Origin of the sequence: Microcystis ichthyoblabe FBCC-A1114 (assembly GCF_050500245.1) — a bacterium.
GTDB lineage: Bacteria > Cyanobacteriota > Cyanobacteriia > Cyanobacteriales > Microcystaceae > Microcystis > Microcystis ichthyoblabe_A.
In genome coordinates this window covers 4,909,913-4,916,250 of record NZ_CP191408.1, presented here as the reverse complement: position 1 = coordinate 4,916,250, position 6,338 = coordinate 4,909,913, and the positions used below count along the sequence as shown (strand labels likewise).

Genomic DNA, 6,338 nt, shown 5'->3' with positions numbered 1-6,338 from the left:
GGTTAATTTTGATTAACAAAGTTGCTCTAGTGCTGCTGCGGGGAAACCTTATCAGTTTAGCGAGATTTTGCCGTTGACGATAAAATGATTTTCAGAGCGAAACAATTAATCCTTATACAGATGACACAAGTTTTAACAATCACCCAATTAGGAAACCCAATTCTACAGCAAAAAGCACCGGAGATCGATAATCTTCTCGATTCTGACTGTCAAAATTTGATCGATTCCCTGATTACCACGGTGCAAGCTGCCCACGGGGTGGGAATCGCCGCGCCCCAAGTTGCTCGGTCTCTGCGTCTGTTTATCGTTGCTTCTCACCCCAATCTTCGTTATCCCGACGCTCCGATCATGTCACCCACTGCCATGATTAATCCGCGTATTTTGCAGGTGAGCGAGGAAATGGTCAAGGGTTGGGAAGGTTGTCTCAGTGTCCCCAATTGGCGCGGTTTTGTCCCCCGTCATCAGTGGATTGAGGTGGTCTATTGTGGTCGCAATGGTCGGGAAATCCGTCAAGTTTTCAGGGATTTTGTCGCACGCATCTTTCAACACGAATACGATCATCTGGAGGGAATCCTCTTTCTTGATCGCCTTGCTTCTCCGGCGGATTTATACTCGGAGGAAGAATACCAAAAAATCAGTAATATTGCTGAATATAAGCGTTAACGGGAGAATTAGTTTGAGCATTTGTACTAAAATTGCCAATACGCAGTTTAAATTCAATACAGCTTAGGCGGGGGGATATGATAGTTTTTAGCACCCAACTACACTACTTAGCTAAAAAAACTGATAACTGATAACCCGGGAGAAAATATAATTGTAGCTACCTACCCATTCCAGATTAATTCCTATGGCAGAAGAAACCACCACCCCCGCAACTCCGGCAGCAGAAGCAGCAAAACCGGCTCAACCTGCGGCTGCTAAAAAACCCAAGGAGCCTACCGTCGAGGAAAAACCCTTTGCTGAATTTATCGAGCAGCATTTTCAGCCCGCATTGGCTGCCGCCTTGCAAAAGCTGGGTATAACTGATATAAAGCTGTCCTTTAAACAGGATAAAATTCCCGTGCAGGGCTTTTCTAGCTCTCCCTGTTGGCAGTTAACTGGCAATTGGCTCGGGGGAATGCGTCAATTTAGCATTTATTTTTTAGAAGAAGACATCAATGGCAAAAAAGCTTTTTCTCAAGCTGAGGGCGGTGCTAAACCTAGTACACTTGAATCATTTATGATCGATGAAAGGAAAGTTAGTCTTGATTTACTGTTGTTTTACACCCTGCAACGGCTTAACGGTCAAAAGTGGTTGACGAGAAACTAAAATTGCTGGGGATTAGCGATCGAGAAGGGGGGTAAAATGAGCATAGACGACCACTGCTTATCGATCGCTAATAGTAATTATGCGTGTATTTGTACTACTTTTTAACGCAGGCACAGAAAACGAAGGTATCCACACCATTCAAATGGGAGCTATCAATAAGGTGTTGATGTTTGAATCGGAAGATGATGCCACCCGTTATGCGCTGTTGTTAGAGGCCCAGGATTTTCCGACTCCCACGGTAGAGAAAATTGATTCGGAGGAAGTGGCAGAATTTTGTCGCAGCGCTGGCTATCAAGCGGAAATGATTGAAGCGGGTATGTTGGTAATTCCCCCCGAAAGCAATGCCGAGGAGTTGGATTGGCAAAAAGAGGAAGTCCCCCCCGCCGAGGAGGAGTTTTCCGAGATTCCCGATGCGGAGTTAGACAGCATCCGTCGTCGTCTAGAAGGACTTTTGTAATAAACCTCTTGTAAAAATCGAAAATTGTCCTGCTTGGTTAGGAGACAGGAGACAGTAGCCAGTAGTCAGGAGTTCAGAGTCAGAAGACAGGACAATAAATCAATATTGTTCCCTGTTCACTGATAACTGTTCACTGATAACTGTTCACTGAATATGACAACCGTGGGGGAATTGGGCGAAAATTTGGTGGCGCATTGGTTGCAATTACAGCAATGGCATATCCTCCAGCGTCGTTGGCGTAGTGGCGGCGGTGAAATCGATTTAATCGTTTTGTCTAAATCTCAGGCGATTCTCGCTTTTGTCGAGGTGAAAACCCGCAGCGCTGGCAATTGGGATTTAGGGGGCAAATTAGCAATCGATGACCGTAAACAGGGGAGAATTTACGAAGCTGCTCAGATATTTCTCTCCTTTTATCCCCAATGGTCCGATTTAACCTGTCGCTTCGATGTGGCTTTAGTTAGTTGTCAAAAAAGTTCTCTATTAGCTTTACCTGAGTTTTCCCTTGATTATCCCTGTCAGCGACAGGCAGGTTATCAATTGCAGTTACAGGAATATCTCGTGGCGGTTTTCTAAAAACACAATAGGCCCGCCTAGGGAGGCGGGCTTTATCTTGTACAAACGATATGGACTCCTAAAAAATTAACGGACTCAACATAATAGAGGTTTACAGAAACCACAACAGTCTATCTGTCAACTATCAAGATTTCTCAGTTTACCGACTCAGGTGCTGATTACGGCTCACTCCATCTGTCCTATATCGAGCAACAGAGGCGAAACCATACTTTACTTTACAAACTTTGAGAATCTGCGTCCGATTTAGCTGTTGCGTTGAGCTAGAGCAGGTGGCACAGGCTCTAGGTCTTTTTGCCTGAAAGGAAGTTGAGTCGCTTCCCTTGTGCCTTTATGTTTTTAATATAACACCTTTGTCGGGACTCGATCGAGCTTGTGATTAAAGTTTACATTTATTGATTTTTAGCAAAAATTGCCGTTACAAAACTATGGGAAGTGGGGTGTGGGGTATGGGGAGAATAAATAAAATAATCTCCTATCTCCTGACTCCTATCTCCTGACTCCTATCTCCTGACTCCTGATTAGGGACTGAATCTCCTCTCTGTAGGCAAAAGGAGCGCGACTGAGAGCCTCTTGAAAGAGGGGTTGAGCCTCTTGATTTTTGCCCTGTTCTTTTAGTACGATCGCCGTCGCTAAAATCGGTCGGAAATCGTTAACATCCATCTGTTGAGCTTGTTTATAGGTGTTTAAAGCTTCCGGATAATTTTGCTGCTCGAAATAGATTTTGCCTAAAAGTAACTGAACGGAAACGATATCGATTAAACTAGCGGGATTATTGGGATCGGCAGCGGCTTTTAAAGCACGATCAATCGTGTCTTTGACTAGACTAATCGCCTCGGTATGGCGGTTTTGGCTGAGAAACAAATTAGTTAATCCAGTTAAGGCCCGTAGATTTTGGGGATGGGAGGCCAAAAGACTGCGATAACTGGCTGTGGCTCCTGCATAGTCCTCTATTTGCTGTTTTGCTTCCGCTAAAAGTAGTAGATAATCGGATTGTTGGGGGTTAAGTTGCGCTAATTTTTCTAAAGGTTCGATCGCTTGCTTTAAATCGCCCTGCTGTAGGCGAGTATCTAATAATCCCCGCAAAGCTGCCTGATTATCGGGTTCACGCTCTAAAACCATCTGATAACCCAGTGCTTGACTGGCTAATTCCTCTTGTTTCACTGCGGACAGATGACTCTGGCCCGAGGAGTGCTGACTCTGGAGAATAGAAGCCAATAGCGGCATGATTGAGAAAGACAGCAAGGCAAATAACATCAGGATGAGACCGATGGACAGCCAACGACGGTTAGAGAGAGAGGCTTTCATAGACTGGGGTGGGAGGGGATAGACAGGAAAATGTTATGGAAATCTGGAGATTTGATGAGGGGATCGATCGAATTCGCCGCTCTTTATTGAGTACAATGGGCAGACAGTCAAGACTCAAAAGGGTTTTGACTGGGTTGACAGTCAAAAGATCATGGTTCTTAATATATTAGATGCCAGTAGATTCGCCCTAGAGGGTTATTGCAACCCCCCAGATCGCGCTTTTGACTTGCTTGATTACTAATTTACTATGTGTCTCCGCCGCTAGGAGTGTGATATGAATCGTCCTGGGAATCGGTTTACCGAATCACCGAAAACCCCCCCGACTCCTGAAGTGGAACTTCAGGAAGTCCCCCTTGAGTCCCCCCATACTGAGGCTGACTCAGCCGTAGAGTCAGCCACCCCCGAAGAAGTCAAACGTCAACAACCGATCCCCCCTCCCAGTCATCTGCGGCAGTATCGGGCGATCGGTCTCGTCTATGGCCATTATCAGCGATCGGAGGAACAATTAACTAAAGGCAATATTTTAACTGCCGATGGTACTCTGATCGATTCTGTGATTCTCGGTCGGGTGATCAGTTTGGTTAAAAATCATCTCGATCTGGAAAAACCCCATCTTTGGGTGGTTTATCCCCGCACCCGTCAGGAAAATGATGCCCTTCATGTTCAGATTGTCGGTGTTTGGGAACCAGAAACCCTGAAAAAAGAGGATGATCAGGAGATAGAGCCTCTACCCGCTTCTACCCCGGGTTATTTTTCGATTCGAGGCGAAGTCATCTTTACTGAACGGGAAAATCAAGCGGTAGTGGTCAAAATCCGACAGATGCCCAAAACTGAAGCGGACAAACCCAAGTTTTTTAAACTAAAATTGCGCGGCACTTTACCAGGTAAACCGATCGGTCGTTTTTGGGATTTTCAGGTACAACTGAAAGGAGATGCCTTAACCATTTTGGAAGGTTTAGACCTCGGTTTTGCCAGTAAGAAAAAACCGATGGGTAAGGGAGGTTTTAAAAAGCCTTTTGATAAAAATCGTCATCCCTCGGCCGATAGATATTCTCGACCGGAAGGGGAAGGAGAAAAGCGACCTTTTGCCCCCGGACAATCCCCTATCCCTCGGCCTTCCCGATCCAAACCCCTATCGGAAAACTAATTTTTTCTAAGGATGGGTGCAGAACCCATCCCTAGGTTTAAGGTTTTTTTTCAGGAGTTATTTGCTCGTTAGTATCTGGGAATACGAGCGCGAATTCTATAACTATAACCTGTTCCCAAAATCTCGGTGATAAAAACCGCCAACTGAGTGCCTAAAATCGCTTCATCGGCAGAACTAAAAGATTTATAATCTTCTATTAACCACTCTTGACCACCATTAACTAAAGTACATCTAAATGTACCAAGAGATTCGGCAATTTCTGTATATTCTGTATAGTTTCTCGTTCTTACTTCGCCCCTACTATCTGCCCTCAAACATAATTGATTAAGTTCTGCATAAAATTTGGCAGGAATTTTGTCTAAATCACCCCCTTTAGTCGCCCAACGCACAAAAAGATGGAAAGACCAAGGAAGATTGAGATAAACTAGATAACATAAAACCAGAATAGTTGTTAAATATAAGGAGGAAGTCAAGAATTTATTATATTTCCTTTTTCGGGATCGATTTAAACGGTTAGCTAAATCTAGCTTTGATTTTCTCATTTTAATTAGTAAAAAATAAGATGTATAAAAAAATCCTGCGTTTTGCTCCGATTATCCTGTCCTTGAGTTTGTTTATTCTAGCGGTCTGGGCAATTAGTCAAGAATTTAAACACTACACTTTTGCCCAACTCTTGGCTAGTTTGGATCATATTACCACAAGTCGTAAGCTAGAAGCTGTTTTTTGGATGGCTTTGGGTTATTTGTCGATGACGGGTTATGATCGCCTAGGTTTTTATTATATCAATCATCCCTTAGCTTTAGGTACTATTATCCGCACTGCTTTTATCAGTTATGCCCTTGGTAATACCATTGGTTTAACCTTATTTTCTGGGACCGCGATCCGTTATCGTTTCTATACTCCTGCGGGGGTGGGGGTGGTGGATATTGCCAAAGTCATCACTTTTACCCATTTAAGCTTTTGGTTAGGAATGTTAGGGATTGGTGGTGTAAGTTTCCTCGTTGATCCCCAACGGATTCCTCAACTTTTAAAATTACCTTTTTTAACTACTAAACCTTTAGGAGTAATTTTTTTATTGCTGGTTACGGGCTATTTTTTCTTGACTCTCACTTATAAAAAACCGATAAAAATCGGCAAAGAAAATATCTATTTACCCTCTTGGAATCTTTCCCTGGCTTTGATTTTGTTGACTTTTATTGATTGGATATTAGCCGCTAGAGTTCTATATCTTCTACTCCCAGACAACTATAATACTTCGTTTTTAGGATTTTTCGGTCTCTATGTATTTGCCATGACAGCAGGGGTATTAAGCAATGTGCCGGGGGGAATAGGTGTTTTTGAGTTTATCATGCTGAGATTACGCCCCGAATATGTATCTAATGCCGAGCTTTTCGGTTCTTTAATCGCCTATCGAGCTATTTATTATTTCCTGCCTTTAATTGTCGCTTTTGTCTGGTTATTGGGTTACGAAGCTCGCAGAAAATAAGGCCGGCAAATTAGCTTAAACGGACAAAAAAAGTCCCCATGCCGTCATAGCTGGGGAGCAT

At 43.6% G+C, this 6,338-nt stretch carries 8 protein-coding genes; 6 read left to right on the top strand and 2 right to left on the bottom strand.

Features of this window, described 5'->3' with window-relative positions:
* Nucleotides 1-84: 84 nt before the first annotated feature.
* From def to ACQY1Y_RS23860, 4 genes are all read left to right on the top strand, one after another.
* On the top strand, nucleotides 85-663 hold the full coding sequence (def, locus tag ACQY1Y_RS23875; protein WP_430013705.1) for a peptide deformylase: 579 nt from the start codon (nucleotides 85-87) through the stop codon (nucleotides 661-663).
* A 184-nt stretch (nucleotides 664-847) separates the two neighbouring features.
* On the top strand, nucleotides 848-1,309 hold the full coding sequence (locus tag ACQY1Y_RS23870; protein ID WP_002739064.1) for a DUF2996 domain-containing protein: 462 nt from the start codon (nucleotides 848-850) through the stop codon (nucleotides 1,307-1,309).
* Between the two features lie 79 nt (nucleotides 1,310-1,388).
* Complete coding sequence (locus ACQY1Y_RS23865) at nucleotides 1,389-1,766, top strand: DUF3110 domain-containing protein (RefSeq protein WP_002755488.1); 378 nt, start codon at nucleotides 1,389-1,391, stop codon at nucleotides 1,764-1,766.
* A 153-nt stretch (nucleotides 1,767-1,919) separates the two neighbouring features.
* Nucleotides 1,920-2,339 carry a YraN family protein gene (locus tag ACQY1Y_RS23860; RefSeq protein WP_430013704.1) on the top strand — a complete coding sequence of 140 codons (420 nt, stop codon included), beginning with the start codon at nucleotides 1,920-1,922 and terminating at the stop codon, nucleotides 2,337-2,339.
* Nucleotides 2,340-2,825: 486 nt separating this feature from the next.
* On the opposite strand, the gene ACQY1Y_RS23855 is transcribed toward ACQY1Y_RS23860, so the two are convergent.
* The gene (locus ACQY1Y_RS23855) at nucleotides 2,826-3,644 is read right to left on the bottom strand and encodes a tetratricopeptide repeat protein (RefSeq protein WP_130757368.1); all 819 of its coding nucleotides are present in this window, start codon (nucleotides 3,642-3,644) and stop codon (nucleotides 2,826-2,828) included.
* Nucleotides 3,645-3,918: 274 nt separating this feature from the next.
* Between ACQY1Y_RS23855 and ACQY1Y_RS23850 the strand changes: the two genes are divergently transcribed.
* On the top strand, nucleotides 3,919-4,791 hold the full coding sequence (locus ACQY1Y_RS23850; protein WP_193978949.1) for a hypothetical protein: 873 nt from the start codon (nucleotides 3,919-3,921) through the stop codon (nucleotides 4,789-4,791).
* Nucleotides 4,792-4,859: 68 nt separating this feature from the next.
* Here the strand turns inward: ACQY1Y_RS23850 and ACQY1Y_RS23845 are convergent, their stop codons facing one another.
* The gene (locus ACQY1Y_RS23845) at nucleotides 4,860-5,333 is read right to left on the bottom strand and encodes a hypothetical protein (RefSeq protein WP_334311186.1); all 474 of its coding nucleotides are present in this window, start codon (nucleotides 5,331-5,333) and stop codon (nucleotides 4,860-4,862) included.
* Nucleotides 5,334-5,353: 20 nt separating this feature from the next.
* On the opposite strand from ACQY1Y_RS23845, the gene ACQY1Y_RS23840 reads away from it, so the two are divergent.
* Entirely contained in the window at nucleotides 5,354-6,277 is a 924-nt protein-coding gene (locus ACQY1Y_RS23840) for a lysylphosphatidylglycerol synthase domain-containing protein (RefSeq protein WP_430013703.1), read from the top strand.
* Nucleotides 6,278-6,338: the final 61 nt, after the last annotated feature.

Coding starts and splice junctions, on each gene's coding strand:
- def (WP_430013705.1), top strand. CDS start 85: ATGATTTTCAGAGCGAAACAATTAATCCTTATACAGATGACACAAGTT.
- ACQY1Y_RS23870 (WP_002739064.1), top strand. CDS start 848: ATGGCAGAAGAAACCACCACCCCCGCAACTCCGGCAGCAGAAGCAGCA.
- ACQY1Y_RS23865 (WP_002755488.1), top strand. CDS start 1,389: ATGCGTGTATTTGTACTACTTTTTAACGCAGGCACAGAAAACGAAGGT.
- ACQY1Y_RS23860 (WP_430013704.1), top strand. CDS start 1,920: ATGACAACCGTGGGGGAATTGGGCGAAAATTTGGTGGCGCATTGGTTG.
- ACQY1Y_RS23855 (WP_130757368.1), bottom strand. CDS start 3,644: ATGAAAGCCTCTCTCTCTAACCGTCGTTGGCTGTCCATCGGTCTCATC.
- ACQY1Y_RS23850 (WP_193978949.1), top strand. CDS start 3,919: ATGAATCGTCCTGGGAATCGGTTTACCGAATCACCGAAAACCCCCCCG.
- ACQY1Y_RS23845 (WP_334311186.1), bottom strand. CDS start 5,333: ATGAGAAAATCAAAGCTAGATTTAGCTAACCGTTTAAATCGATCCCGA.
- ACQY1Y_RS23840 (WP_430013703.1), top strand. CDS start 5,354: ATGTATAAAAAAATCCTGCGTTTTGCTCCGATTATCCTGTCCTTGAGT.